Genomic DNA, 24,290 nt, shown 5'->3' with positions numbered 1-24,290 from the left:
CAACTTCTGCAATTTCAATGGAAATCGGCCCTTCGATTTCCATTGAAATCGCGACACACCTGACCACACCGATCACTCCTTGGGGGAGGACACGTGGCCCTCGCCGGTCGCTGGCAACTGCACCCGCTGCATCTCTACCTCGTCCGCAGCTACCTCGAACTCGAAGACCTCACGCTGCCGCTGGAAGGACCGGCCTACTGCCGCACCATGCAGCAACTCGGTGAGGTCGCCCAGCGCGAGGCCGGCATCATGGCTGAACTGGGCATCCTGGTGAACAACGAGGTCGACCCGGCCCTGGTGCAGGCGTTGAAGGTGCTCACCAAGCCGTACCTGTGGGTCGACTCGCTGTGGTTCCCGGACTTCGCCAGCGACGCGGCCTGGCGCACGGTCGCCGCGTTGACCGAAGGCGACCGGGTGGTGCTCGGCGTGCAGGGGCCGAGCGAGACCGACCGGTTCGGTGGCCCGCTCACCGTCGAGGTGCACGAGAAGATGCAGCTCTCCCAAGTGCTTCTGCCGACGCTGCCGCCCGCGCCGCCGGGCAACCGCCCCGCGATTCGGGTTCCGGCCAGCTCGCTCAAGCCGGCCCCGCAAGCCGAGGAGATGCCGGACAGCATGATGCAAGAGGTGACGCAGTCGCGCGGTAGCAGCGGTGACCAGCAGGTGGCCGCCTACAACGAGATCGGGAACGCGGTGCACGTGCGTGGCGGCCAGATCGCTGCGAACCTGCGCGACCCGCACGGTCGGGTCCGTCGGTCGCCCGTGGCGCGCTGGTTCGACAACGCCGAACCCGACGGCCGTTACCTCGACCACACCGAACGCGGCTCCGCCGGCGAGCAGATGTTCGTGCTCACCCCCGCCGACGCAGGTCGGATCCGCAGCGGCATCGACCGGCTGATCGCCACTGTTCGCTGACCTCGCGTCCCACCAAGTGGGCGAAGTTTTTCACCCGTTCGGCTAGCCCCCTCGTGATTCACAGTGCCTTGCGGACGCGGTGCGGCCCCGCGAGCATGATCCACCAAACGCAGCGGGGTACAACCGTGTCCACACAACCGGTCGCCGCTGGTGCTGTTCTTCTCCCGGTGCTCAGCGCGTCCCTGGGCAGCGGCATGTTTTCGGTGATCGCGCTCGCCCGCTGATGGGCCTGGTGGCGCTGCTGGTCAAGCGCTCGGAGCCGGTGGGCTACGACGCGGACGCGGTCGAGGCGGAGTGGACGCAGGAGACTGCGGCGGCCCGTTGACGGATCGCGGCCCGCGGCCGAAGATCGGCGGAACTCCAGCACCCGCACGGAAACCGGAGCACGCATGTCGCGACGCGGCCAGATCACCATGTCCGGGGATGAGATCGTCGACTTCATCGCCCAGCGCCGGATCGTGGTGCTGGCGACGCTGAAGAGCGACGGGCGGCCACACCTGGTGCCGATGTGGTTCGTGCACGACGGTCTGGTGATCGAGGTGTGGTCCTACGGCCGGTCGCAGAAGACGCTGAACCTGCGCCGGGATCCGCGGGCCACGCTGCTGCTGGAGACCGGCACGGAGTACGGCGAGCTGCGCGGCGTCTCGCTGGAATGCGACGTGGAGGTCCTGGAGGCCCCGGAGGACGTCGAGCGCATCGGCATGGGTCTCGCCGAGCGCTACCGAGGGGCAGCCCCGAGTGGTCTCGCGGCGAGCGACGAAGCCCGGTCGGTCCTGCGCGCCCGGGCCGCGAAGCGCGTCGGTCTGCGCTTCACCCCGACGCGGACAATCACCTGGGACCACCGCAAACTTGGCGGCGCGTACTGAATCGAAGCTTGTTGGGCGAACTGTTATGCGGAACGGCTCTCCCGGATTTAAAGGGGTAGCGCCCAGAGCTTATTCTGGGAACGTGAACTGGACCGTCGACGTGCCGGTGGTCACTGGCTACCGAGCTGGAACGACGCGAAGCCAGACCCAAATGATGGCGCATCACCGATCGAGGATTAGTTCATGCCCACTGACCCTGTAAACGCAGCTCAAGGCACCGATGCGTCTGGTTTGAAATCATGGACCGTCGACGTCCCAATAGATGACCTGCCCGAGCTGCCACCGCTGCCGCCGGAGATGCGCGCCCGCCTCAACGACGCGCTGGCCCGTCCCGCCGTGCAGCAGCCGCAGTGGCCGAACCAGGACCAGGCCTGCAACGTCCGGAAGGTGCTGGAGAGCGTGCCGCCGGTGACCGTTCCCTCCGAGGTGGACCAGCTGCGTCAGCACCTCGCCGCGGTCGCCAGGGGCGAGGCATTTTTGCTGCAGGGCGGAGACTGCGCGGAGACGTTTGCGGACAACACCGAGCCGCACATCCGCGGCAACATCCGCACGCTGCTGCAGATGGCGGTGGTGCTGACGTACGGCGCGAGCATGCCGGTGGTCAAGGTCGGCCGGATCGCCGGGCAGTACGCCAAGCCGCGGTCCAGCAACACCGACGCGCTGGGCCTGCCGTCCTATCGCGGCGACATGATCAACTCGCTGGTCGCCACCGAGGAGGCGCGCCGCCACGATCCATCGCGGCTGATCCGGGCCTACGCCAACGCCAGCGCCGCGATGAACCTCTCCCGCGCGCTGACCAGCGCCGGGATGGCCGCGCTGACCAAGGTGCACGACTGGAACAAGGACTTCGTGCTCAACTCGCCGGCCGGTGAGCGCTACGAGTCGGTCGCCGCCGAGATCGACCGCGGCCTGCGCTTCATGGCCGCCTGCGGCGTCGACGACTCCAGCCTCCACGCGGTGCAGTTCTACGCCAGCCACGAGGCGCTGGTGCTGGACTACGAGCGCGCCATGCTCCGGCTGGACACCTCCGGCGACCAGCCACGGCTGTACGACCTGTCCGGGCACTTCCTGTGGGTGGGGGAGCGGACCCGCCAGCTTGACGGCGCGCACATCGCGTTCGCCGAGCTGATCTCCAACCCCATCGGTATCAAGATCGGCCCGGGTACCACGCCCGAGCAGGCCGTCGAGTACGTCGAGCGGCTGGACCCGAACAACGAGCCCGGCCGGCTCACCCTGATCAGCCGGATGGGCAACGGCAAGGTGCGCGACGTGCTGCCGTCGATCGTGGAGAAGGTCACCGCCTCCGGGCACCAGGTGATCTGGCAGTGCGACCCCATGCACGGCAACACCCACGGGGCCAGCACCGGCTACAAGACCCGGCACTTCGACCGGATCGTGGACGAGGTGCAGGGCTTCTTCGAGGTGCACCACCGGCTCGGCACGCACCCGGGCGGCATCCACATCGAGCTGACCGGCGAGGACGTCACGGAGTGCCTCGGCGGCGCCCAGGAGATCTCTGATGCCGACCTGGCGGGCCGCTACGAGACGGCCTGCGACCCGCGCCTGAACACCCAGCAGTCGCTGGAGCTGGCGTTCCTGGTCGCGGAGATGCTGCGCGGCTGAACCAGCAGGAAGCACGCGGGAGGGCCCGGAACCAGCGCGGTTCCGGGCCTTCCCGCGTTTCGTGCAGCTCGATTCGTCACTCGACGGGACGCGCGCGGCGTGCAGGCGGGTGGTCGAACAGCGGCGTCCGGACCGATCAGCAGCGTTCCTGGACTTGAGGGTGCACGTCGCAGCCGCCGAATCCGGAACTACGTCGCGGGCTGTCCTGGTGCACACCGCGCCTTGGCCGGGGCGGGCTCGGTCAGCGCTGTGACCCGTGCGCTTCCTGCGGAAGGTGGCCAGTCGCGACAGTGCGCGACAGCTTGCCGAAGGTACAGCTCAGGCCCAGCGGGTCGAAGCGGACCAACGACAGCGCGCCGAGCAGGGCGGCGCCGATCCCGACCGCGACGAAGGGCCAGTTGTACATCGCCTGCTCGCCGTCGGGGTAGTACGCCAGCACCAGCGCGATCGAGGCGCCGACCACGTAGGACAGCGCCCGCGGTGTCCAGAGGAAAGCGCTGCCCAGGGCCAAGCCCCAGGTCGTGTACCACGGCAGCAGGACCGGCGAAAGGAGCGCGCCGCAGCACAGCGCGATGGCCGCCCGGCGCACCGCCTCGGGCCCGCCATCGCGGGCCTGCCACCAGTTCCAGGCGAGGATCGCCACCAAAAGCACCGAGCCGAGCGTGCGCGTGGCGCCCACGAAAGGCCAGATGTTGGTCTCGCCGAACAGCGACACCAGGCTGTGCAGCGCCTGCCCGACGGCGGTTGGCGCGGACAGGTAGTTGACGATCATGCCGGGTGCGGACAGCGCGGAAAGCCAGCCGAAACCGACCTTGGCGAGCGCCGTGCAAGCGCCGAAGACCACCACGAACACGCCCACCGCCGGGAACGCGGCGCGGAGGAAGCGCCGCCACAGCGGCCCCTCCAGCCGGGACGCCCAGATCCACACCAGGAACGGCAGGGCGAGCCCGGCGGTCGCCTTGATGGCCATCGCCGCCGACACCAGCCCGATCCCGGCGACGTTCTTGCCTTCGAGCATCAGCAGCGTGCCGACCGACAGCAGCCCGATCATCAGCATGTCGTTGTGCGGGCCGCCGACCAGGTGCACCACCGTCATCGGGCTGGCCGCGACCAGCCAGAGCGCGACCGGCAGCCGCCCGCCGAGGTGCCGGACCAGGCCCGGGAGGGCGCAGATCAGCATCACCAGGCCGCCCAGCAGCACCAGCCGCATCACGATGACGCTGGCGATGATGTCGTGCCCGGCCAGCAGGATCACGCCCTTGGCGACGCCCATGAACAGCGGCCCGTACGGGGCGGGCGTGGTCTGCCAGGTCGGGTGCACGTTCTCCGGGATCGGGCCGGTCAGCGCGGACGGGCCGACGCCGTAGGGGTCGAGGCCGTTCAGCGCCAGCAGGCCCTGGCCCAGGTAGCTGTAGACGTCGCGGGTGAACAGCGGCGGCGCGACGAGCATCGGGCCGAGCCAGGCGGCGGTCGCCCACAACACGCCGCGGGAGGTCACCAGGTGCGCGATCACCCCGCGACCCAGCCGCACCCACGCCCACACCAGTAGTGCGAAGCCGACGTAGACGACCGTCACCGCCACATCGCGACCGTGGCCGTAGCGCAGCACTGACAGCGGTCCGGAACCGAGGACGGGGTCGTGGACGAGCGTCCCGCCCGCGCCGAAGGAGCCGATCAGCAGCAGCACGGACCCGATCGCGCCCAATGCGATGGTGCGCAAGGGCAGCGGACGACGAGGTGGCCGACGTCCGCCGAGATTGGGCAGGTCGGCTGCGGTGTTATTGGTCCGTTCGGACCAGTCGGGTGCCGACTCGATCGAAACACTCGGGGGCATTGTGGTCCCAATAGTTCCACAACCGGCCGCCCGAGCCGCCGTGACCAGGTCAGATCGGTCCTGTCGTGGCCTTCGGTCCCGCTTTTTGGTGACGGCCGCCCGTCGAGTCCCCGCTGGTAGACCCTGGCAGGGCGAAAACGTTACAGCGACAAGAAGAGATCAGGATCACATTGCGCGTCGTGCATTTCTGGCCGGTTCGCGGGTGCGCGCACCCACGAACCGGTGCTCAGAAAGCGGTCGCGTGGATCGTCGTGCCGGGCTCCACTCGGCTGCCGGGGAGCGGGTACTGGCCCAAGATCACCATGTTCGGCCGCTCGAAGAACTCCTGCACGCTCAGCTGCAGTCCCAGCGCGGCGACCTGCTGCTTCGCCTCGTCCACCTGAACACCGTTGAGGCTGGGCACCTGGACCGCGTTGGACAGCACCACGCCGATCCGTGGCTGGCCGACCAGCCGGAGTTCGCTGCCGATGGCCGGATCGGTGCTGATGACGTGGTCGCCGTCGACGCCGGAGTCGAACTGGCGACCCGCCTCGTAGGGGTCGAAGCCGGCGTTGCGCAGCGTGGTGAAGGCGTCGTCCCGGCTCATCCCGCGCACATCGGGCACCTTCACCGGGGGTGGGCCCTTGCTGACGATCAGGGTCACCTCGGTACTGATGTTCAGGGCGGTGCCGGGGGCGGGGTTGACGCTGATGACCCGGCCTTCGGGCACCGTGGTGTGGTATTGGTCGCCGGACTCGTCGTGCTTGGGCTGCAGCTTGACGTTGCGGATCGCGCTTTCCGCCTCGGCCACCGTGGTGCCCTCGGCGATCTGCGGAACCTTGGGCTTGCCCAGCGAGACGACGAGATCCACGGTGCCGCCGCTGCGCACCCGGGAGCCCTCGCCGGGGTTGGAGCTGATCACCACGCCTTCCGCGATGGTGTTGTTGTACTCCTTGGTGACGTTGCCGGTCAGATCTGCGCCCTCCAGCGTCTGCTGCGCCGCTGCCTCCTGCTCTCCGACGACGCGCGGCACCTGCACGTAGCTGCCGATGCCCAGCCAGTACGCCGCGCCTCCCACCAGCGCGGCCAGCACCAGGACCAGGACGGTCCACACCACGACCGTCCGCCTGCTGCGGCGGCGATCCCGCTCCGGCCCGCTGGGCGGAGCGGCGACGGTGGAGAACTCCTGGGTGTGGTCGCCGGTGGCGGGCCGCGCCATCGCGCGGGTGCGCTGCGGGCCGACGGGGGGCGTGTCGCGGACGGGCGGGATCTGCTCGGTCGGCGGATCTCCGGCCGCGACCGGCGGCGTCAGCTGCCTGGTGCGCTCCTCGGACGCCGGGGCCGGCACGGCCACCGGGGCGATGCCGAGTTCGGTGCGCACCCGCTCCAGTTCGGTGAGGAACGCCTCGGCGCTCTCCGGGCGCCGCGCCGGGTCGCGCCGCGTGGCGCGGAAGACGAGGTCGTCGACGGCCGGGGGGATCTCCGGGACCAGCTCGCTCGGCGGCGGGACGTCGTCGTTGACGTGCCGGTAGGCCACCGAAAGCGCGGTGTCGCCGACGTAGGCCGGGCGGCCGGTCAGCATCTCGTAGAACACGATCCCGGCGGCATAGACGTCGGAGCGGGCGTCGGCGGCCCCGGTGGTCACCTGTTCCGGCGACAGGTACGCGACGGTGCCCAGGATGACGCCGCCGCTGGTCGTGCCCGCCTCGGCCGCAGCCCTGACCAGCCCGAAGTCGGCGACCATGACCGAGCCGTCGGTGCCGATCAGCACGTTCTCGGGCTTGACGTCGCGGTGCACCATGTCGGCCTGGTGCGCGGCGCCCAGCGCCGAGAGCACCGGCGCCATGACGCTCAGCGCCGTCGGCAGCGGCAGGCGGCCGCCGCAGTCCATGATCAGATCGCGCAGCGTGCAGCCCTCGACGAGCTGCATCACCAGGAACACGTGGTCGCCGGCCGGGCCGTGGTCCACGCCCTGGTCGTAGACGGCGACGATGTCGGGGTGGTGCAGCCGGGCCGCCGCTCGCGCCTCGCGCTCGAAGCGCTCGACGAACGAGCGGTCGCCGGAGTACTGGGCGTCCATCACTTTGATGGCCACCGGCCGGTCCAGCCGGGTGTCCAGGCCGCGGTAGACCGTGGACATGCCGCCGCGGGCGATCAGCGAATCGACCCGGTAACGGCGTTCGAGCATGGCTCCGACGAGGCTCGCGCCGCTGGAGCGTGTCTCAGGAGTCATCTTCCGCCAACCGCCGGGTAACCTTTCCGATCCGATTGTGGCAGGCCGGGCGGGCGGTCCGGGGGACACCTCCGCGTTCGGACGCGGGATCGATCACGATCTTGATCGTAGGCCGAAGAAAACTCGTGCGGTGCGCGGCATCACCTTCGGTCATGTGGCAAGGTGTGCAGCGTGAGTGCGATCCCTGCTGCCCCGGATGTGCTCGCTCCCGATGTGGAGGTTGTCCCGCTGCCCGACGTCGCCGAGCGGCTCGGTCAGCCCGTGACCCGGGTGCACCAACTGATCCGAGATGGCCATTTGCTCGCTTTGCGCAGGAACGGCGTGTTGGGCGTGCCCACCGCGTTCCTCACCGACACCGAAGTGGTGAAGGGCCTGGCGGGCACGATCACGCTGCTCCGGGACAACGGCTACCAGGAGGACGAGATCCTGCGGTGGCTGTTCACCCCGGACGACTCGCTGCCCGGAACGCCGATCGACGCCCTGCGCGGCGACCGCGGCCGGGAAGTGAAGCGGCGGGCCCAGGCGATGGGCTTCTGAGGCCATCGGAAGGGTTCGGGACGCCCGGCGAGTCGCGAGCGCAGCCGGGCTGGAGGCCCGAGCCAGTAGCTTTCGTATGCCTAAAACCTGTGAGCACTTCTGGGGGCTATGACGCGGCTATGACGCTCAGAAGTGCTCACGGGTTTTGACTGCGCGAACATCGGTCAGCCGGTGATGCGTTGTGCGGCGAGCCTGCCGGACAGCAGGACCGGCGGAACTCCCACGCCGGGTGTCGTGCCGGAGCCGGCGAGTACGGCGTTGGCCAGGCCGCGCACCAGGTTCCGCGGCCGGAACGGCCCTGTCTGAGCGAAGGTGTGCGCAGCTGAGAACGGTGTTCCTGCTGCGTGCCCCTCGGCAGCCCAGTCCGCTGGGGTGACCAGTTTCTGCGCCTCGATCGCGGCACCGAAGCCGGTGAAGCCGCGCCGTTCCAGCGTGCCCAGCAGCTCGTCGCGGTATGCCGGGCCGACCCGCTCCCAGTCGATCGGCCCCGTGCGCAGGTTCGGGCACGGCGCGAGCACGTAGTGCAGCTCGCGGCCGTCGGGTGCCAGCGACGGATCGGTGGCGGTCGGGCGGGTGATCAGCAGCGACGGGTCGGTCATCAGCCTGCCGTCGCGGATGATCTCGGTGAACGTGCCGTGCCAGGCCGCGCCGAAGGAGATCGTGTGGTGGGCGCCGGACCAGCCGCGGGTGGTCCCGGCGTGCAGCACCACCGCCGACGGTGACCAGCGCAACCGCCGTCGCGGGCGGTGGTCCAGGAGCTCGTGCACGACCGGCAGGTCGGGGGTGAGCACGAACGCGTCAGCCGCGATCCGGGCACCGTCTGACGTGCGCACCGCGGCGATCCGATCGCCCCGCCGCTCCAGCTTGGTCACCTCGGCGTGGTAGCGGAACTCGACGCCCGCGTCCGCCGCCGCATCGGCGAGCGCGGTTGGGACCTCGTGCATGCCGCCGCGCGGGAACCACACGCCGTTGACGGTGTCCATGTACGAGATGACCGCGTACAGGGCGAGCGCGCGGCGCGGGTCCAGCCCCGCGTAGAGGGCCTGGAAGGAGAAGACCCGGCGCAGCCGCTCGTCCGACAGGAACCGGCCGATCGCCGGGCCGAGCCGACCGAAACCGCCGAGCGCCGCGAGACGCGCCAGTTCCGGCGACAGCAGGCCCAGCGGCGAGTCGAAGTTCGCGTCGATGAAGCGGTGCATCTCCGCCCGGTACACCTCGGTCAGCCAGCGTCGCAGCCGCCGGTACCCGGCCGCCTCCGCAGGCCCGGCGAACCGCCGCACCTCCTCCTCCATCGCGGCGGCGTCGGTGTGCACGTCGAGCGTCGAGCCGTCGGCGAACCGTGCCTGGTAGGCCGGATGCAGCGGGATGAGGTCGAGGCGCTCGGACAATGATTCGCCGACCGCGCCCAAGGCTTCGTCGACCAGCTCGGGCATGGTCAACACGGTCGGGCCGGTGTCGATCCGGTATCCCGCGAGCTCGTGCAACCCGGCCCGCCCGCCGGGCAGTCCGGCGCGTTCGACGACTGTCACGCGCCGCCTGGCGCCCGCCAGGTGCAGGGCCGCCGACAACCCGGCCAGCCCAGCGCCGATTACCACGACGTGATCGGTCCGGCCGGATACCGTGCGCATCAGTGGTTGCGGTCGGTGACCGCGATCGCCAGCTCGGCCAGCCGGGACGCGGCCGGTTCGGCCAACCTCGCGGCGTGCAGCGCGAGCATCGCCGACCCGGTCAGATCGCTGATCCGCTTCTCCACGGCCTCGACCGCGCCGAGCCGGGTGAGCAACTGCCGGGCCTGCTCGACGCGGTCTGCGTCCAACTCGGGGTCGCCGAGCACGTCGCGCAGCAGGTCCAGCGCGGGCTGGTCGGCCTGCCCGCGGGCCGCCGCCACGGCCTCGGCGATCAGCACCGTCCGCTTTCCCTCGCGCAGGTCGTCCCCGGCGGGCTTGCCGGTCACCTCCGGGTCGCCGAAGACGCCGAGCAGGTCGTCGCGGAGCTGGAAGGCGACGCCGATGTCGGAACCGAAGCGACGCAGCGCCTGCAGCGCGTCCGGGCCCGCGCCGGCGATCTCCGCGCCCAGCTCCAGCGGCCGCTGCACGGTGTAGGAAGCGGCTTTGAACTGGCAGATCTGCAGCGCAGCCTGCGGCGTCTCGTCGCCGCGGAACTGGCCGAGCACGTCGAGGTACTGGCCGGCGAGCACCTCGGTGCGCATCGCGCGCCACGGGCGCAGCGCGCGGGCCAGCGCCTCCGGCGCGATCCCGGCGCTGTGCAACATGTCGTCGGCCCAGGACAGTGCGAGGTCGCCGAGCAGCACCGCGGCGGCCAGCCCGAACTGGGTGGCATCACCGGAGAACCCGGACTCGCGGTGGATCTGCTCGAACTTGCGGTGCATGGTCGGGTTGCCCCGCCGGGTGTCCGATTCGTCGATCAGGTCGTCGTGTACCAGCGCACAGGCCTGCAGCAGCTCCAGCGCGCTCGCGGCACGCAGCATCGCCTGTGCCGTCGGCCCCTCGGCCGGTCCGCCGACCGCCCGCCAGCCCCACCAGGCGAAGGTCGGGCGGATCCGCTTCCCGCCGCCGAGGACGAACCCGGAGAGCTCGGCCACCGCAGCCGCGAACGCCGGGTCGACGTCGGTTGCCTCGGCGCGGCGGGTCTGCAGGTATTCGGTCAGCGTGTGCTGGACCTGACCTGGGAAGTCGAGTTCCACGGCGACGTCGTCCTTGCTGGTTGCTTGCACGGCGGTCGAATTCAATGGGGGCACACCTCCATCCTCCGCGATGCCACCGAGCGGTGACGGCCGGGTCCGAAGGGGTGCTCGGAGTCACCAGATTGACTCCGGAGCGTAGCCAGATGGTCTTGCGGTGCCCTCTTCGAGCGTTGCAGCGTGCGCTTCCGCGCCCGGATGTGCGCGAATCGGCGTCAAGCGGCTCCTGAGCGGGCTGCTTGCTCGAACCGCCATGTGGCACCGGTCGTGGGACGGTTCACTATCCTGTTCGGCATGACGGCGGTGGTGGATCGGTTGAACACCGAGAAGACGACTTTTTCGGTGGAGTTCTTCCCGCCGCGCAGCGATGACGAGGAGCGCATCCTCTGGCGGGCGGTCCGGGAGCTGGAACCGCTGGATCCCGCGTTCGTCTCGGTGACCTACGGCGCTGGCGGATCCAGCCGGGACCGCACCATCCGCACCACCGGTCGCATCGCGCAGGAGACAACGCTGACGCCGATGGCGCACCTGACTGCCGTGGACCACTCGGTCGCCGAACTGCGCAACGTCATCGGCTGGTACGCGGCATCCGGGGTGCAGAACGTGCTGGCCGTGCGCGGCGACCCGCCGGGCGACCCGAACGGCGAATGGCGCCAGCACCCCGAGGGGCTGACCTACGCCGAGGAGCTCGTCCGGCTGGTCCGGGAGCTCGGCGAGTTCTGCGTCGGGGTGGCGGCCTTCCCGCACGGCCACCCGCGTTCCACCGACCTGGACATCGACGCGGACCACCTGGTGCGCAAGATCAGGGCCGGTGCCGGGTTCGCCATCGCCCAGCTGTTCCTGGAGCCGGAGTACTTCCTGCGGCTGCGCGATCGGATGGTCGCCCGCGGCTGCGACGTGCCGCTGCTACCGGGAGTCATGCCGATCACCACCCCGCGGGTGCTGGGAAAGTTCGGCGAGCTCGCCGGGGTGCCGGTGCCTGCGGAGGTGTCGGAGCAGCTGATGCCGCTGGCGGAGGACCCGGCAGGCTTCCGCGCAGCGGGCGTGGACCTGGTGACCCGGTTGTGCGAGCGGCTGATCGCCGAAGGCGTGGCCGCGCTGCACTTCTACACCCTCAACCGCTCGAAGGCGACGCGCCAGGTGGTGGCCAACCTCGGCCTCTGAGGCTCAGGCGCTCTGCTCCGCCAGGGTGCGGATGTGGGTGCGCAGCGCGAGCAGCGCCACGACGACTGCCGCGCCGAAGGTGAGCGCGCCGACCAGCAGCGCCCAGCCGATCCAGTCCATGCCAGCGGCGTTGGAGAACTGGTAGGTGGCCGACAGCTCGGTTACCGAGCCGGGCTCCAGCGACCAGGTGACCGTGCCAGCGCTCTCCTGGCCGTTGGTGTTGGTGATCTCGCCGGGTGCGCTGATCTTCAGGTCGATGCCGGAGTCGGTGTCGGCCAGCGGGGTCAGGTCCGCCGAACCCTCGAAGAACACCAGCGAGCCGGATCGGGACAGGCGCAGCCGGTACCGGGAGTCGGTGGGGCTCAGCGCCTCGGCGAGCTGCTCGACCTCGGGGAAGGTCAGGTCGTGGAACGACAGGTGCGAGCCGGTCCGCCCGCCGTCGTCGTTCGGCGTGACCTGCACCCGGTCGGCGAGGTTCTCGGGCGGCTGCAACCGGAACGGGGCCTGGCCGTCGGCGATCTGGGTGGACAGCTGGACCTCGCCGGACACCAGGTCCTCGCCGGAGATGTTCAGCGCGCCGTTGACGTGCAGGCACCCGCTGAGCAGCGTGCCGAGCACGCCGATCAGGACCGTCAGGAGCGCGGCGCGGCCGCGCGGCGACTTGGCGTCCACTCGGGCGATCTTCCCACCCGCAGCACGTTTCCGCCGCCCCGCGAACTTGAAAGAGTGCGCGGCCTTCCCGACTCCGGCATCCTTCGGCGCTCGCGGCGACTCTTGAGGTAGCCGCTTCGTGCGCGGTGGAAGGAGAAACAGCCGAGATCGCTTTCCGGCACCGCTTGCGGCTGAGCTGGGCTGCCCCATTTCCGCGCGGATCTGGCTTCGCCGCGGAGGGTGCGGGTCGTTGGTGCGCGATAGCGTGGCGGGCATGGGAGTTGACCACAACGGCGTGCACGAGATCAGCGACCGGTTCGTCACCGAGCTGATCTCGCTCGATCCGGTCGCCGGAACCTATATGGGCGTACCCGATCGGGAAGAAGAACTGACCGACTACTCGCCGGACGGGTACCGGGCCCGTGCGGAACTCGCCCGGCGCAGCCTGGCCGCGGTGCAGGCGGCCGAGCCGTCCGACGACTCGGAACGGATCGCGCAAGCGGTGTTCGCCGAGCGGATCGGCCTGGACCTGGAGCTGCACGAGGTCGGCGCGGACATGGCGGCGCTGAACGTGATCGCCAGCCCGGTGCAGGGACTCCGGCAGGTCTTCGACCTGATGCCGACCGACACCCCGGAGCAGTGGCGCACGATCGCCCGCCGCCTGTCGGTGATGCCCGAAGCGATGCTTGGCGTGCGCGCCGGGCTGCTGGCGGCGGCCGCCGACGGCAACGTTTCGGCGGCCCGGCAGGTCAGCAAGGTCGCGGAGCAGTGCGACACCTGGTCCGGGCGCGGCGGGCAGTCGTTCTTCGCGGCGATGGTCGCGCGGGCCGAAGGTGTGGACGAGTCGCTGCGCCGCGACCTCGACACCGCGGCCGGATCGGCCGCCGAAGCCTTCGCCGGGCTGGCCGACTTCTTGCGCGGCGAGCTGCTGCCGAAGGCGCCGGAGAAGGACGCCGTTGGCGAGCAGCGGTACCGGTTGTGGTCGCGGTACTTCACCGGTGCCCGCCTCGACCTGCAAGAGGCGTACGAGTGGGGCTGGCAGGAGTTCTCCGGCATCGAAGCGGAGATGAAGCAGATCGCGAACCGGATCAGGCCGGGCGCGACGCTCGCCGAGGCCGCGGCGGTGCTGGACGCGGACCCCCGCTACCAGGTGCACGGGCAAGACCGGTTCGAGGCGTGGATGCAGCGGTTGTCCGACCAGGCGTTGCAGGACCTGCGCGGCACCCACTTCGAGATCCCGGACCCGCTGATGCGGCTGGAGTGCAAGATCGCCCCGCCGGGCGGCGGCGTCGGCGCCTACTACACCGGCCCGACCGACGACTTCTCCCGGCCCGGCCGGATGTGGTGGTCGGTGCCCGCCGACCGGCAGGACTTCCCCACCTGGCGCGAAGTGTCCACTGTGTACCACGAGGGGGTTCCCGGGCATCACCTGCAGGTCGCGACCGCGGTGCACGAGGCGCAGCGGCTCAACAAGTTCCAGCGGCTGGCCTGTTTCGTCTCGGGGCACGGCGAGGGCTGGGCGCTGTACGCAGAACGCCTGATGCGCGAGCTCGGCTACCTCGAAGACGACGGGGACCTGCTCGGCATGCTCAACGACCAGCTCTTCCGCGCGGCGCGCGTGGTGGTCGACATCGGCATGCACCTGGAGCTGGAGATCCCGGCCGGCACCGGTTTCCACGAGGGGGAGCGCTGGACCCCGGCACTGGGCCTGGAGTTCATGCTGAGCCGGACCATCACCGACCCGGCGCAGGTCCGCGACGAGATCGACCGCTACCTGGGCTGGCCGGGCCAGGCGCCGTCCTACAAGCTCGGCGAGCGCCTCTGGCGGGCGGCCCGCGACGAGGCCAGGCAGCGCCACGGCGCGGCGTTCGACATGAAGGAGTTCCACACGCAGGCGCTGAAAATGGGCGGCATGGGCCTCGACACCCTCCGCGAGCAGCTAGCGCTGCTGTGATCACGCGGCGAGGGGCACCCGCGACCCGATTGCCGGGTCACGGGTGCCCCTCACCTGTTTCCAGGTTCAGTCGCCCTCGCGACGCGGGGTGCCCCGAACCTGGACCCGCTTGGATCGCGCCCGATTGGGTTGCGGGGTGCCGATTTTGATGCGAAATCGGCGCCGTCGCGAACGGAACCGCTGAGCGGAGCGGGCGTCGTTTTCAGCGGGGTTCGAGGGGGAGGGAGCGGCCCAGGACCGCGAAGGGCCGCGGGTCGCCCGTGAAGCGGTAGTTGCGCAGGACGTCCCCGAAGCCGACCCGGCGGTACAGGCGCCAGGCTCGGGTCGGCCCTTCCGGCGTCGACAGCAGCACCTTGCTGCCCTGCGCCCCGGCGAGCAGGCGGCGCAGGATCTCCTCGCCGAGGCCGACGCCCTGGCTCCCTGGGTAAACGTGGAGCTCGGTCAGTTCGAAGTACTCGTCCAGCCAGGCTTCGGCATCGCCGCCGCTGCTGAGCAGGCCGCGGCGGACCTGCTCGTGCCACCACTGCCCGGGCGCGCCCAGGTAGCCGTAGCCGAGGCCGACGAGCTCATCGTGGTCGTTGAACGCGCCGATGCACCGCCATCCCGCGCGCAGCATGTGCGCCGACCACATCGGGGCGCGCTGCTGGGCGGTCGCGGGTGGGTAGTTCATCGCGGTCACGTAGATCTGCAGGGCCTCGGGGAGCCGGGCCCGGAGTTGGTCCGTGGTCAGCTCGGTGATCCGATCGAAGCTGGGGGATGGCGCGGCGGTCACGGCCGAACACTAACCCCTTCCCAGCGCGCGGTCCTTCTCGCGGCCGATCCGGCCGCCGAGGCGGCCTCGCCGGGTGCCGGATTCGGCCACTCGGGTGATCATCTCGGCTGGTCATGCCTCGAACAGGTGAGCTACGGCGCATTGCTTGAGTCCGTCGGTGGGGCGAGCTAATCTGTAGTTGTTCGAACGCGAGTTCGATGAACTCCAGTTCGGGCATCGAGTCCGGCGGTGGGGTGGGGGAAGCACCCCGCCGCCGGACCTGCCGGCTCCCCACGGCAGGCGTGGACGGCTTCGTCGTGCAGAGGAGACTGCCGATGTCTTTTTCCACTGATCTCTCGATTCCTGCTCCGCGGTGCTCCGTGGATAACCACGAACCGACACCAGAGGCCGAGACGCCGGCCGGCTCCCTGTCGTTGCTGCTAAACGCGCGAACGTGCTTGCACGAGGCGGAGGAGGCGGACCGCCCCGGGGAGCGGTACGTCGCCGCGCACGTGGCCGCGTTACGCGCGGCGACGGCGGTCGTCGTGGCGCGCTCCTGGCGGCGGGAGAACGCTCGTCCGGCCAGCGTGTGGACGTTGCTGACCGGGGCCGCTCCCGAGCTGCGTCAGTGGGCGGCGTACTTCGCGGCGCGCTCGGACCGGCGGGCCGCGGCGGAGGCCGGAGTGCCCACCATCACCTGGCTGGACGCCGACGGACTTCTGGCGCGCAGCCGGGAATTCCTCGACATCGTGGGGCGAAGCCTGTTGGGGGTGGCTCGATGAACGGTACTGAAGTGAGGCTCGACTACGGGCGGATGCTGAACCTGCTCGGCATCGAGGCCCAGCTGCTCACCGCGGCGACCCACGACGCGCACGTCCACGCGCCGGTATGGGGCGCGTCCGGGAGGACCTTGGGGCAGACCATCCGGCACCTGGGCGATCTGTGCGAGGACACGCTGTCCTGGCTGGGCTCGTCCGCGGTGGACCGGCGCTGGGACCTGCCGGACCAGCCCGAGTTGCGCGAGGTGACCGGCCGGTTCGCCGTCCGGTTGGCGGATCTGCTCGCCGAGTTCGGCGCCAGGCCGCCGCACGATCCGTGTCCGACGTGGTGGCCGGAGCAGCACACCGTGCGGTTCTGGCTGCGCCGGATGCTGCACGCCACGACGGTGCACCGGGTGGACGTGCAGGCCGCTGCGGGGGTGCTGCCGACTCCGATCGAGCCCGACGTGGCGACCGACGGCATCGACGAGGTGCTGCGGCTGTGGTTCGGCTACCGGTTGCACGCGCTCGGCATCACCGCGACGCGCGCCTGTTCGGTCGGGGTGTACGTGGAGGGCCGGAATTGGCTGGTCACCGCCGACCAGAACGGGACTGCGGTGGTGAGCTCGGACGACGTGTCGACCGCGACGCCCGACGCGGTCGTTGGCGGCGATGCGCCCGCCGTCTACCTCTGGATGTGGGGTCGGCTGCCGGATCGCGCCGTGGAGACCGGCGGCGATCTCGACGCGATCGCACAGCTGTGGGGCCTGCTGCAGCTGGCCACCCGCTGAGCACGCCGTTCGCGGGCCGGTCGTGGGTTTGCGACCGGCTTCGCGCTGCGGCACGTCGTTCGCGGTGCGGCACGGCGGGGTCGACATGTGCGGGCACCGCTTCGGCGGGAAATTCCCGTCCATGTCGCCGTTTCCGCGAAAGCCGCGAAGCCGGGCCAGCTTCGGGTTTGGGGCGAGGCTCGGCCCCGGCGACGCGCTCGCGCTTGCCGTCCACCCGGCGTCGCTTCCGAGGTGAGTTTCCTTGCGTCAAGCCGTTCAAGAAACTGCGCCGAGGAGTACCCAAACCAGTCCCAGCAGCACGGCGACCAGCACGTAAGTCGCGAAGAACGCACCAACCGCGACCAGGGCGGACGTGCTGGCCACCCCGAAAATGCGCCAGAAGCCGCGCTCCGCGTTGTCCTGCCGCAAGAGCCAGCGCAGCGAAAACCCGCCGCCGAGCAGCGCTCCGGCGAACTGAATCCAGATCATCAAACCCCATCTTGCCTGGGCGGAGGGGTTCATGCGGGCTTCAGATCCGAAGTCCGCGCGAGGTCATCGGATTCACGCGACGTCCAGGAGCTTGCCCAGCAGCGCGGTCAGCTGGTCGCGTTCGGTTCCGCTGAAGGCAGCGAACGTGAGCTCGACGAACTCCGGCTCCGCCTTCGTCAGGGCCCGCTTGCCCATGCCGGTGATGGTGACCGAGCAGGCCCGCCGGTCTTGCAGGTCGCGTCCCCGCTGGGCCTCGGAGCCTTGCGTTCCTGACCGCGCGCATGCGAGCACGTTCAGGCCGTGTGGACCACGTTCTGGATGCTCTTCATCCCGGCTGGGCAAGGAAGCTTGCTGTCGCCGCGCAGGCCGGGGAGCTGATCCAACGGCACGTGAGCCGCGGAACCGAGGCCCGTGCTCAGGCACGCAGCCGGAGGCCCTTGGGCGTGGCGCGGAATCCCGCTTCGGTGAGCACTTCGGCCAGGCGGGATCCCCAAGCTCCTTCGCCGTCGGCGCGTTGCACCGCGAGCTGCTCCAGCCAGCCGTCCCGGACCACCCGGGCCAGCCCGGCCGCCGCGCTGCGCAGGGCGGATTCGTCGTCGGTGAACGACAGCAACGACTTCCCGCCGCGTTCGACGTAGAACACGGCTCCGCCGGACACGAGCACCACGAGCGCACCGGCCTTGCGGCCCGGTCGATGCCGGGTTTCGCCCATCACCGCAGGCCATTCCAGCGCGCCTCCGTAAGGCTGCGCGGGATCGGCAGCGGCTAGCACCACCGCGTCCCCGTCACTGTCCTCGTGGGACATGGCACGCAGGCGGTCGATCGCACCGGGCACCGCGAACTGCGCGGCGCCGAGGCCCTCGATGACGTACCCGCGTCGGCAACGACCGGATTCCTCCATGCCCCGAAGAACCTTGTACACCGCGGAAAACCCGCCCGTGACGCGCTCGATGTCCAGCGCTCCGCGCGTCAGCACCCCGTGCCGCTCCAGGAAGGCCTCGGCCCGCGCGTGCGCTCGACGGGTCGGGTCGCCCGACGGTTGCGGTGCCAGCGACCAACGTCCGGACACCGTGGGCGGGCCACTGCGGCTGGGCATCGACGGACGGCCTGCGCGCAACCGCGCGTAGCGGCCGCGCGGTGCGCTCCGGCGTGGCTTGTGCGCCGCGCCGCGCCCGGAAACCAAGGCCCGCAACGGCGCCAAGGTGTCGTTGGTCGCCGTGCCGGACCAGACCAGGTCCCACAAAGCCGAAGTGACCGCGTCGTCGGCGGGCGCGGCCTCGCCCTGCTCCACCAGCAGGGCTCCCGCGCGATCCGCCAGCTGGCGGAAGAACAACGCGCCACCGTCCAATGCGGACACGACGGCGCGGTGCAGCGGCGAATCGGCGGCGGACTCCGCCGGCAGGTCCGGAAGCAGCAGGTCGGCGACATCGTTGGGCGCCAACGCGATCCAGCCGTCACCGCCGGCCAGGGACCCGGAGCCGACCCAGGTGACCTCACCGGTGGCGGTCAGCTCGTCGAGCAGCGCGGGGGAGTAGCCGGGCAGTCGGGCGGGCAGGATCAACGACTCCAACCCGCTCGCCGGAACCGGCGCCCCCGCCAGCTGCTCGACCACGGCGTACACGTCGTTCACCGTGGGTGCGGAGCGCAACCGGGCTCCGATGCCGTGCCACGCAGGCAGGAAACGGCCCAGCGCTGCCGGTTCCACCGGCTCGACCTCCGCACGAAGCCGCGCCAGCGACGCCCGCCGCAGCCGCCGCAGCACTTCGGCGTCGCAGTACTCCAGCGGCCCGCCACCACCAGCCTCCAGCGGCCGAAGCTCGCCGCGGACCAACCGCCCGCTGCCGGTCAACCGGTCCAGCACACCGTGGACGACGGCCACGCCCAACCCGAACCGCTGCGCTACTGCATCGGCTGTGAACGGTCCGCGGCAGCGCGCGTAGCGGATCAGCAGGTCGCCCAGCGGGTCGGCGACCGGCTCGGTGAACGCCTCCGGCACGCCGACCGGCAGTGCGACGCCCAGCGCATCGCGGACCTTGCCCGCGTCCTCGACCGGAATCCAGCGCTCTTCGCCCGCGATGCGGACCCGCAGCACTCGTCGCTGTTCGGTCAGGTCGGCCAGCCACTCCGGCCGCACGCCCCGCGCCTCGGCTTCGGCCGTGGTCAGATCTCCAAGGAAGTGCAATATGTCCATTGTGGACTCAGCGTCGCGGGCCTGCCGTTCCGGGGCGAGCCGTTGCAGCTGCTGCTCGATCTCGTCGAGCGCCTCCGGATCGAGCAGCTCCCGCAGCGCCTCCGACCCGAGCAGCTCCGCCAGCAGCGTCGAATCCAGGCTCAACGCCGCCGACCGGCGCTCCGCCAGCGGCGCATCGGTCTCGTACAGGAACATGCCGATGTAGCCGAACAGCAGGCTGCGCGCGAACGGTGACGGGGTCGGGGTCTCGACCTCGACGACGCGCACCTTCCGCGCCGCGACCTGCGACATCAGCTCGGTCAACCCGGGCAGGTCGTAGACGTCCTGCAGGCATTCCCGCATCGCCTCCAGCACGATCGGGAACTGCTCGTACTGCGCGGCTACCGCCAGCAACTGCGCGGCCCGCTGCCGCTGCTGCCACAACGGTGTGCGGCGGCGCGGATCCCGGCGCGGTAGCAGCAGAGCCCGCGCCGCGCACTCCCGGAACCGGGCCGCGAACAGCGCCGAGCCGCCGACCTCGTCGGTCACCACCTGCTGGACTTCTTCCGGCGGCAGCAGCACGTCCTCGGCGGTCGGCAGCACTTCCGCACCGGACTCGTCCAGCGCATCGGCCAGCCGCAGCACGATCCCGTCGTCGGAGGAGGCGACCTGCGGTTCGATCCCGCGCCGCTCCCGGATCCGGGCTCCGATGGCCAGCGCCCACGGGCCGTTGACCTTGGCGCCGAACGGCGAATGCACCACCATCCGCCAGTCGCCGAGCTCGTCGCGGAACCGCTCCACCACGATCGTGCGGTCGTCCGGGACGTGCCGGGTCGCCCGCCGCTGTTCGTCCAAATAGGACAGCAGGTTGTCCTGGGCCCATTCGTCCAGCCCCGCCGCCGCGATGCGCGACCGTGCCGCCGGGGTGTCCGCGCCGGTCAGCTCCCGGACGAAGGCGCCCAGGGCGCGCCCGAGCTCCAGCGGCCGCCCCGGCGAATCGCCCTTCCAGAACGGCATCCGGCCCGGCTCGCCAGGCGCGGGCACCACCACGACCCGGTCGTGGGTGATGTCCTCCACCCGCCAAGCCGAGGTGCCGAGCAGGAAGGTGTCGCCGACCCGCGACTCGTAGACCATCTCCTCGTCGAGCTCGCCGACCCGCACCCCGCCCTTGCCCGCTTCGTCTGCGGGCGTGGTAACCGTGAACAGCCCCCGGTCCGGGATCGTGCCGCCGGAGGTCACCGCGAGCCGCTGCGCACCGGGCCGCGCGCGCAGCTCGTCGTTCACCCGGTCCCACACGATGCGCGCCCGCAGCTCGCCGAACTCCTCGCTGGGGTACCGGCCCGCCAGCATGTCCAGCACCGCGTGCAGCGCAGAGTCCGGAAGCCCCGCGTAGGGCGCGGCCCGCCGCAGCAGCGCCGCGAGCTCCGGCACCGGCCAGGTGTCCATCGCGACCATCGACACGACGTGCTGCGCCAGCACGTCCAGCGGGTTGCGCGGGAAGGACAGCGACTCGATCAGCCCGTCGGCCATCCGCTCGGACACCACCGCGCAACCGACGAGATCGCCCCGGAACTTCGGGAACACCACGCCCCGCGAAACCGCGCCGACCTGGTGCCCGCCGCGCCCGATGCGCTGCAGCCCGGAGGCCACGCTCGGCGGCGTCTCCACCTGGATCACCAGGTCCACCGCGCCCATGTCGATGCCCAGCTCCAGCGACGACGTGGCCACCACGCAGGCCAGCCGCCCGGACTTGAGCTCCTCCTCGACCACAGCCCGCTGTTCCTTCGACATCGAGCCGTGGTGCGCCTTGGCGACGATCGGCGGGGCGCCGCCGCCGATACCGGAACCGCCCACCGCCTCGGCTGGGAACCGCTCCAGCGCAACCGGTTCCTCCGCGGCGAGCTCGTTGATCCCGGCGGTGAGCCGCTCGGCCAGCCGCCGCGAGTTGGTGAACACGATGGTCGAGCGGTGCTGCCGGATCAGCTCCAGGATCCGCTCCTGCACGGACGGCCAGATCGACGTGTGCTGCTCCGCGCCCGCCGCCGGGCCCTCGACCTCGCCGGTCGACGCACCCAGCTCGGCCATGTCCGGCACCGGCACCTCGACCCGGACCTCGACCTCCTTGGGGTGCGCGGGCTGGATGGTGCGCACCGGCCGACCACCGGCCAGGAAGGTCCGCACCTCCTCCACGGGCCGGACCGTCGCGGACAGCCCGATGCGCTGCGCTGGCTGCGGCAGCAGACCGTCCAGCCGCTCCAGCGACAGCGCCAGGTGCGCCCCGCGCTTGGTACCGGCCACCGCGTGCACCTCATCGACGATCACGGTCTCCACGCCGCCCAGCGATTCCCGAGCCGCCGAAGTCAGCAGCAGGAACAGCGACTCGGGCGTGGTGACCAGCACGTCCGGCGGGGTGCGGGCGAACGAACGGCGCTGGTCGGCCGGGGTGTCCCCGGTACGGACGCCGACCTGGATGTCCGGCGGGGCGCTGCCCCGGCGTTGCGCGGCCTGCCGGATCCCGGCCAGCGGCGCGCGCAGGTTGCGCTCCACGTCGACGGCCAGCGCCTTCAGCGGCGAGACGTAGAGCACCCGGCAGCGCTGCTTCGCGTCGGCGGGCGTGCCTTCGGCGGCCAGCTTGTCCAGGGCGGAGAGGAACGCGGCGAGCGTCTTGCCGGAGCCGGTCGGCGCGACGACCAGCGCGTGCTCGCCGTCGGCGATCGCCTCCCACGCCCCGCGCTGCGCTGCGGTGGGCGCGGCGAATGCCCCGCGGAACCAGTCGCGGGTCGCCGCGGAGAAGCCGTCCAGCACATCGCTCACCCCTACATGCTGGACCAACGCCCCGACATCACGTCCACCGCGGCTTCGGCCGCAAACCGCCGCCCCGCCGCCCCGGCGCCGCTGCCCCGACCGGTCTGGACTGCGGTCGCAACGGAAATCGGCGCGGTGGCGCACTTTCCACAAGGGGTGGATGGCAGGTGATCCGAGACGATTGCGGGGATTCTTTGCAATTCGCCGATTCGAACGTGGCAGCATTCGATCCCGAAAGCGTCAGGCTTGGGAGGGGGACGGGTGCGCGTCCTGTCAGTGGATCTCGGCACCTCGAACACCGTCGCGGTGCTGTCCGCACACGGCCGGCCACCACGGGTGGTCGAAGTGGATGGTTCGGCGACCATGCCGTCCGCGGTGTTCGCCACCGAAGACGGCGGGATCATCGTCGGCCGCGACGCCGAGCGCCGGGCGCGGCTCGACCCGTCCAGGTTCGAGCCGAACCCGAAGCACCGCGTGGACGAGAGCACCCTGCTGCTCGGCGAGAACGTAATCACCGTCACCGATGCGTTGGCGGCGGTCCTGCACCGGGTCGCCGAGGAGACCACCCGGCAGCTCGGCGGCGCCCAGCCCGACGAGGTACGCCTGACCCATCCCGCGCAGTGGGGCACGGTCCGCCGCAACGTGCTGCTGTCGGCGGCCCGGCTGGCCGGGTTCAGCTGCAACCTGGTGCTGGTCCCGGAGCCGGTGGCCGCCGCCGCGCACTTCGCGTCGTTCCCCGACCGCACCCTCGGTGCCGGCCAGGCGTTGGCCGTCTACGACCTGGGCGCGGGCACCTTCGACTGCGCGATCGTGGGCGCCACCCAGAACGGGTTCGCGGTGCTGGCCGAGGACGGCCTGGCCGACCTCGGCGGCCTGGACGTCGACCAGGCGCTGCTGGAGCACGTCGGGCGGCAGGTCTCGAACAAGGACCCGCAGCGCTGGCAGCGGCTGCTGCGGCCGGAGAGCACCGGCGACCGGCGGGCCCAGCGTGCCCTGCGCGAAGACGTCCGCGCCGCCAAGGAAGCCCTCTCCCGGCACCCGCAGACCGAGGTGCCGATGCCGGAACCCTTCGACGACGTGCTGGTTACCCGCGCGGAGCTGGAAGCGTTGGTGCGACCGAGCATGCTGCGCAGCGTCGAGCTGCTGGCCGCGGTGCTGCGCTCCAACGGAATGAGGCCGGAGAACCTCGTCGGGGTGTACCTGGTGGGCGGCTCCAGCCGGTTGCCGCTGGTCGCCAGCCTGATCGGCGAGCAGCTGCGGATCGTGCCGACCACCCTCGACCAGCCGGAGACCGCCGTCGCGCTGGGGGCGCACCACGTGTCCCGGGACGGGGCGGCGATGTGGACCCAGGACTTCCGGAACAACCCGCCGTCGGGCCCGGTCGCCGTCCCGCAAACCGGGCAGCCGCAGGTCGGGTACCGGGAACCCGACACGGTGCGGACCTACCCCGTCGCGCCGCCGCAGCAGCAACAACCCCACTTCCAGCAGCCCGCCGCCAAGCCCGACTCGCGGCGCAACCTGCTGATCGGCCTCGGCGCGGTCGCGACCGTCGCGGTGATCGTCGCGATCGTGGCGATCGTGTTCCGCGTCTCCGGCGGGTCGAGCGCCCCCAGCGCGGCGGAATGCCAGCAGCCCGGCACCGTCGACGCCAAGGGCTTCACCGCCTGCATGGCCAACCTGGCCGGCAGCGTTCCCGAGCAATCCAACTGCGCGCCCGGCTGGCAGCGGATCATGCCCGGCCTGCGGGAGCTCGACGGGACCGTGGCATCCTGCTCGATCGGCAATCCCAACTCGGGCACCCAGATCATCTACACCCAGCTGGGCTCGCAGGAGGCCGCGCAGAAGCGGGCCGACCTGCTGCTGGAGTTCAACGGCGTGACCAGCGACCAGCAGGTCGAGGCGGAGTGGAGCGGCAACGGCCTGTCCGGCACCTACCGCGCGGTCACCAGCGACACCTTCGGCACCTTGGTGTTCACCGTCGACGACCGCCCGCTGGTCGGCATGGTGCTAAAGCCCAACGAAGACAAGAAGCTGGACCCGGGCAAGATGGCCGACGAGTTCGAGCAGGAGGTTCAGCCCGGCACCGACTGATC

General features: G+C 71.0%; 18 protein-coding genes. 9 read left to right on the top strand and 9 right to left on the bottom strand.

Annotation, left to right across the window (positions count from 1 at the left end):
- Nucleotides 1-93 precede the first annotated feature (93 nt).
- The 3 genes from SSPN_RS0112895 to SSPN_RS0112880 all read left to right on the top strand — a co-directional run bounded on the left by SSPN_RS0112895 (nucleotide 94) and on the right by SSPN_RS0112880 (nucleotide 3,401).
- Nucleotides 94-912: an ESX secretion-associated protein EspG gene (locus SSPN_RS0112895; protein WP_010695263.1), complete on the top strand. Its 819-nt coding sequence runs from the start codon at nucleotides 94-96 to the stop codon at nucleotides 910-912.
- A 389-nt stretch (nucleotides 913-1,301) separates the two neighbouring features.
- Nucleotides 1,302-1,778: a PPOX class F420-dependent oxidoreductase gene (locus SSPN_RS0112885; protein WP_010695261.1), complete on the top strand. Its 477-nt coding sequence runs from the start codon at nucleotides 1,302-1,304 to the stop codon at nucleotides 1,776-1,778.
- A gap of 183 nt (nucleotides 1,779-1,961) precedes the next feature.
- On the top strand, nucleotides 1,962-3,401 hold the full coding sequence (locus SSPN_RS0112880) for a class II 3-deoxy-7-phosphoheptulonate synthase (RefSeq protein ID WP_044572886.1): 1,440 nt from the start codon (nucleotides 1,962-1,964) through the stop codon (nucleotides 3,399-3,401).
- 241 nt (nucleotides 3,402-3,642) lie between these two features.
- Here the strand turns inward: SSPN_RS0112880 and mptB are convergent, their stop codons facing one another.
- Together mptB and pknB are read right to left on the bottom strand one after the other, a co-directional pair.
- Nucleotides 3,643-5,235, bottom strand: a complete 1,593-nt coding sequence (mptB, locus tag SSPN_RS0112875; protein WP_029535279.1) for a polyprenol phosphomannose-dependent alpha 1,6 mannosyltransferase MptB — start codon at nucleotides 5,233-5,235, stop codon at nucleotides 3,643-3,645.
- A 226-nt stretch (nucleotides 5,236-5,461) separates the two neighbouring features.
- Complete coding sequence (gene pknB / locus SSPN_RS0112870) at nucleotides 5,462-7,447, bottom strand: Stk1 family PASTA domain-containing Ser/Thr kinase (protein WP_029535278.1); 1,986 nt, start codon at nucleotides 7,445-7,447, stop codon at nucleotides 5,462-5,464.
- A gap of 171 nt (nucleotides 7,448-7,618) precedes the next feature.
- Here pknB and SSPN_RS0112865 point away from each other — a divergent pair, with 171 nt between their 5' ends.
- Entirely contained in the window at nucleotides 7,619-7,984 is a 366-nt protein-coding gene (locus SSPN_RS0112865) for an Rv2175c family DNA-binding protein (RefSeq protein ID WP_202798810.1), read from the top strand.
- Between the two features lie 164 nt (nucleotides 7,985-8,148).
- Here the strand turns inward: SSPN_RS0112865 and crtI are convergent, their stop codons facing one another.
- Together crtI and SSPN_RS0112855 are read right to left on the bottom strand one after the other, a co-directional pair.
- Nucleotides 8,149-9,612: a phytoene desaturase family protein gene (gene crtI / locus SSPN_RS0112860; protein ID WP_010695255.1), complete on the bottom strand. Its 1,464-nt coding sequence runs from the start codon at nucleotides 9,610-9,612 to the stop codon at nucleotides 8,149-8,151.
- Complete coding sequence (locus tag SSPN_RS0112855) at nucleotides 9,612-10,733, bottom strand: polyprenyl synthetase family protein (protein WP_010695254.1); 1,122 nt, start codon at nucleotides 10,731-10,733, stop codon at nucleotides 9,612-9,614. The genes crtI and SSPN_RS0112855 overlap by 1 nt, the downstream gene beginning before the upstream one ends.
- Before the next feature lie 246 nt (nucleotides 10,734-10,979).
- Here SSPN_RS0112855 and SSPN_RS0112850 point away from each other — a divergent pair, with 246 nt between their 5' ends.
- Nucleotides 10,980-11,849, top strand: coding sequence for a methylenetetrahydrofolate reductase (locus SSPN_RS0112850; RefSeq protein WP_029535275.1), 870 nt, complete (start codon nucleotides 10,980-10,982; stop codon nucleotides 11,847-11,849).
- Nucleotides 11,850-11,852: 3 nt separating this feature from the next.
- Here the strand turns inward: SSPN_RS0112850 and SSPN_RS0112845 are convergent, their stop codons facing one another.
- Nucleotides 11,853-12,521, bottom strand: a complete 669-nt coding sequence (locus tag SSPN_RS0112845) for a DUF3153 domain-containing protein (RefSeq protein WP_010695252.1) — start codon at nucleotides 12,519-12,521, stop codon at nucleotides 11,853-11,855.
- 253 nt (nucleotides 12,522-12,774) lie between these two features.
- Here SSPN_RS0112845 and SSPN_RS0112840 point away from each other — a divergent pair, with 253 nt between their 5' ends.
- Nucleotides 12,775-14,454 (top strand): DUF885 domain-containing protein, encoded by a 1,680-nt coding sequence (locus tag SSPN_RS0112840; protein ID WP_029535274.1) that lies wholly within the window; start codon nucleotides 12,775-12,777, stop codon nucleotides 14,452-14,454.
- A gap of 202 nt (nucleotides 14,455-14,656) precedes the next feature.
- On the opposite strand, the gene SSPN_RS0112835 is transcribed toward SSPN_RS0112840, so the two are convergent.
- Nucleotides 14,657-15,226, bottom strand: coding sequence for a GNAT family N-acetyltransferase (locus tag SSPN_RS0112835; protein ID WP_010695250.1), 570 nt, complete (start codon nucleotides 15,224-15,226; stop codon nucleotides 14,657-14,659).
- Nucleotides 15,227-15,663: 437 nt separating this feature from the next.
- On the opposite strand from SSPN_RS0112835, the gene SSPN_RS0112830 reads away from it, so the two are divergent.
- Both SSPN_RS0112830 and SSPN_RS0112825 read left to right on the top strand, forming a co-directional pair.
- The gene (locus SSPN_RS0112830) at nucleotides 15,664-15,987 is read left to right on the top strand and encodes an SAV_6107 family HEPN domain-containing protein (protein ID WP_237710533.1); all 324 of its coding nucleotides are present in this window, start codon (nucleotides 15,664-15,666) and stop codon (nucleotides 15,985-15,987) included.
- Nucleotides 15,984-16,754 (top strand): maleylpyruvate isomerase N-terminal domain-containing protein, encoded by a 771-nt coding sequence (locus SSPN_RS0112825; protein ID WP_029535272.1) that lies wholly within the window; start codon nucleotides 15,984-15,986, stop codon nucleotides 16,752-16,754. The genes SSPN_RS0112830 and SSPN_RS0112825 overlap by 4 nt, the downstream gene beginning before the upstream one ends.
- A gap of 255 nt (nucleotides 16,755-17,009) precedes the next feature.
- Here SSPN_RS0112825 and SSPN_RS0112820 read toward each other — a convergent pair whose 3' ends face one another.
- From SSPN_RS0112820 to SSPN_RS0112810, 3 genes are all read right to left on the bottom strand, one after another.
- Nucleotides 17,010-17,222 carry a hypothetical protein gene (locus SSPN_RS0112820; RefSeq protein WP_010695246.1) on the bottom strand — a complete coding sequence of 71 codons (213 nt, stop codon included), beginning with the start codon at nucleotides 17,220-17,222 and terminating at the stop codon, nucleotides 17,010-17,012.
- A gap of 72 nt (nucleotides 17,223-17,294) precedes the next feature.
- Nucleotides 17,295-17,564 carry a MarR family winged helix-turn-helix transcriptional regulator gene (locus tag SSPN_RS0112815; protein WP_143539512.1) on the bottom strand — a complete coding sequence of 90 codons (270 nt, stop codon included), beginning with the start codon at nucleotides 17,562-17,564 and terminating at the stop codon, nucleotides 17,295-17,297.
- 73 nt (nucleotides 17,565-17,637) lie between these two features.
- Entirely contained in the window at nucleotides 17,638-22,206 is a 4,569-nt protein-coding gene (locus SSPN_RS0112810; protein WP_010695243.1) for an ATP-dependent helicase, read from the bottom strand.
- Nucleotides 22,207-22,458: 252 nt separating this feature from the next.
- Here SSPN_RS0112810 and SSPN_RS0112805 point away from each other — a divergent pair, with 252 nt between their 5' ends.
- On the top strand, nucleotides 22,459-24,288 hold the full coding sequence (locus SSPN_RS0112805) for an Hsp70 family protein (RefSeq protein ID WP_029535271.1): 1,830 nt from the start codon (nucleotides 22,459-22,461) through the stop codon (nucleotides 24,286-24,288).
- The last annotated feature ends 2 nt before the right edge of the window (nucleotides 24,289-24,290 follow it).

Origin of the sequence: Saccharopolyspora spinosa NRRL 18395, from assembly GCF_000194155.1 — a bacterium.
GTDB classification, from domain to species: domain Bacteria; phylum Actinomycetota; class Actinomycetes; order Mycobacteriales; family Pseudonocardiaceae; genus Saccharopolyspora; species Saccharopolyspora spinosa.
The sequence above is the reverse complement of the archived record's forward strand: the minus strand, read 5'-3'. Positions and strand labels throughout refer to the sequence as shown.